Source organism: Xanthovirga aplysinae, assembly GCF_009711365.1.
GTDB classification, from domain to species: Bacteria; Bacteroidota; Bacteroidia; order Cytophagales; family Cyclobacteriaceae; genus Xanthovirga; species Xanthovirga aplysinae.
Genome location: NZ_SMMB01000377.1, coordinates 1 through 1313, shown reverse-complemented (window position 1 = coordinate 1313; position 1313 = coordinate 1). Strand labels below are relative to the sequence as shown.

The window sequence follows — 1313 nt, the reverse complement described above, 5'->3', positions numbered from 1 at the left end:
CTTACACAGTTTTCCGGATAGTGTCTTTAATTTTAAAATTATTTGTAGTGAGTACATACTGACTATTATCATCAAAGTTTATTTCTATAGAAAGCTCATTCTGGGGAATGTGAATTTGTTGATTCAATTTTAGTATTAAACTAGATTCATATGAGCCAAACAGGAAAGTGTGTTCATTTTGATCTATTATAAAATCTTCAATGGGCCTATTAAATTCATTAGAAATTTCCACAACCTCAAACAACTCGGATAGATCTTGACCAGAGTTGAAAGTTTTGCTATCCCTAAAAATTGTTTTATCCGAAGTTATTCTGATGGAAGTGAGTTTTTGGTCTGGTTCAGGTTCAGGCGGCGAACATGCATAGGCACTTTGAATAAATGAAAAATTAAATTTATTCATATGGCTAAATGAAAGATTTTCTAGCTCAATAACTGCAATCTTTATCGCTGCAAATTTAAAATCATCAGATTTTGAATAGACAAAGTTATTCTGTTCATTACTACTATTTTTGTCAACTTTGATTTTGCCTACATCTACTGTCAAAGATTCTATCTTTGTAAACTCTTGTTCGAAGGTTTCTCCACAGCACGAATCTGAACATCTTAAATTTTCTTGCCCACAACCAATTGGTACCATTAAATAGAAGAATAAAATACATTTAAGTATTCTACTTAATTTTATATGCATTCCTGTCATATTTCTCTTTACTTTGAATTTGATATAGGTTATTTCACGCTAACGTTCCGGCTGGCTGCTGTGCTTCTTTGCGTTGGCTTTTTTGCGCGTTGGGAAGGCATGGCAGCTAGCCATTGTTAGCAGTCGCCATTTTTATAATTTTATTTTTCCGAATAGATAAATCCTAATGAGCCTAATTTCATCATTTTTCTGAACTTTTGTCCAGTGAAATATTCATTTGTAGGAACACTTAGTTCTACTGTGTCCATTTCCTTGGCCCTTAATATTTCAATTCGATATTTATTCCCTATCTTTTTGTTTTCTGGATAATTAAGTTTTGTAATTTGTCCCTCCAAAAGGTAATCTTTATGTTCTCCCAGTTTACAATTGATTCTTATTAAATACACTTGAAAGGAAATAAAAGTAATCATTGAAAAAACAAAGGTTAAGGCCCCCATTCCTATTAGGTTTTTCCATACTGGGATTTCCTTCTTGTAACCAAAAGTCCCATGATAAGCAAAGAAAATTGATAATGAAACAACAGGAATAATAAGCCAATCAAACGTCGCATCAAGAGTCGTGCTGTCAGTTAAAAAATCAACCGAGTAAACTCCGGAAATTCCAATGATTACAAATA

At 32.5% G+C, this 1313-nt stretch carries 2 protein-coding genes; both read right to left on the bottom strand.

Annotation, left to right across the window (positions count from 1 at the left end):
* Nucleotide 1 precedes the first annotated feature (1 nt).
* Nucleotides 2-697: a hypothetical protein gene (locus E1171_RS01260; protein WP_155203301.1), complete on the bottom strand. Its 696-nt coding sequence runs from the start codon at nt 695-697 to the stop codon at nt 2-4.
* Nucleotides 698-837: 140 nt separating this feature from the next.
* On the bottom strand, nt 838-1313 hold a 476-nt coding region (locus E1171_RS23380; RefSeq protein WP_187696156.1), incomplete at its 5' end, for a hypothetical protein.

Coding starts and splice junctions, on each gene's coding strand:
- E1171_RS01260 (WP_155203301.1), bottom strand. CDS start 697: ATGACAGGAATGCATATAAAATTAAGTAGAATACTTAAATGTATTTTA.